At 69.7% G+C, this 877-nt stretch carries 3 protein-coding genes and 1 pseudogene; 1 reads left to right on the top strand and 3 read right to left on the bottom strand.

Features of this window, described 5'->3' with window-relative positions:
- Positions 1-270: IPT/TIG domain-containing protein (locus tag ON27_RS44415; RefSeq protein ID WP_218003059.1), on the bottom strand; the 270-nt coding region annotated here is incomplete at its 3' end.
- Positions 233-391 (bottom strand): hypothetical protein, encoded by a 159-nt coding sequence (locus ON27_RS45945; protein ID WP_373282803.1) that lies wholly within the window; start codon positions 389-391, stop codon positions 233-235. The genes ON27_RS45945 and ON27_RS44415, both read right to left, overlap by 38 nt.
- Here ON27_RS45945 and ON27_RS44965 point away from each other — a divergent pair.
- Complete coding sequence (locus tag ON27_RS44965) at positions 324-464, top strand: hypothetical protein (protein ID WP_245560284.1); 141 nt, start codon at positions 324-326, stop codon at positions 462-464. The two genes, ON27_RS45945 and ON27_RS44965, sit on opposite strands and share 68 nt — an antisense overlap.
- A gap of 87 nt (positions 465-551) precedes the next feature.
- Here the strand turns inward: ON27_RS44965 and ON27_RS45940 are convergent.
- Positions 552-668, bottom strand: a pseudogene (locus ON27_RS45940) (IPT/TIG domain-containing protein); the annotation flags it as partial.
- Positions 669-877: the final 209 nt, after the last annotated feature.

Raw genomic sequence — 877 nt, 5'->3', positions numbered from 1 at the left:
GGGAGTGACCGCCGTGATCTGCACTGTCCCGGTTCCGGCCGGGGCGACAGCGGTGATCTGAGTGGCGGAGTCCACGGTGAACGAGGTGGCCGGTGTGGCGCCGAAGTTCACCGCGGTGGTGCCGGTCAGTCCGGTGCCCGTGAGAACGACTGTCGTGCCGCCCGATACGGAGCCCACATTCGGAACCGTCGTGGTCAGGGTGGGCACCGGGATGTAGGTGTAGGCGACGCCGCTACTGGTTCCGCCCGGAGTGGTGACGGTCAGTTGCACGGTTCCGGTCCCGGCGGGGGCGATAGCCGTGATCTGGAGTGGCGGAGTCCACGGTGAACGAGGTCGCCGGTGTGGCGCCGAAGTTCACCGCCGTTGCTCCCGTGAGTCCCGTGCCGGTGATGATCACCGTCGTACCGCCGGTCGCCGGACCCACATTCGGCACCACCGCGGTCACGGCGGGCACGGGGATGTAGGTGTAGGCGACGCCGGTACTCGGTTCCGCCCGGTGTGGTGACGGTCAGTTGCACCGGGTTCCGGTCCCGGGCGGGAGCGGTGGCCGTGATCTGGGTGTCGGAGTTGACGGTGAACGAGGTGGCCGGTGTGGCGCCGAAGTTCACCGCGGTGGCGCCGGTCAGGCCCGTACCGGTGATGACGACCGTCGTCCCGCCTGCTTCCACGCCCGCGTTCGGCGCCACTGCGGTGACAGTGGGCAGTGCGACGTAGGTGTAGGCGACGGCGTTGGTGGTCCCACCGGCGGTGGTGACGGTGACTCCGACGGTGCCGGTTCCCGCGGGGCGACCGCGGTGATCTGGGTGTCGGAGTTCACGGTGAACGAGGCGGCCGGTGTGGCGCCGAAGTTCACCGCGGTGGCTCCGGTCAGACCGGT

It is taken from the genome of Nocardia asiatica NBRC 100129, from assembly GCF_000308415.1.
GTDB lineage: Bacteria > Actinomycetota > Actinomycetes > Mycobacteriales > Mycobacteriaceae > Nocardia > Nocardia asiatica.
This window is presented reverse-complemented; position numbering and strand designations above follow the sequence as displayed.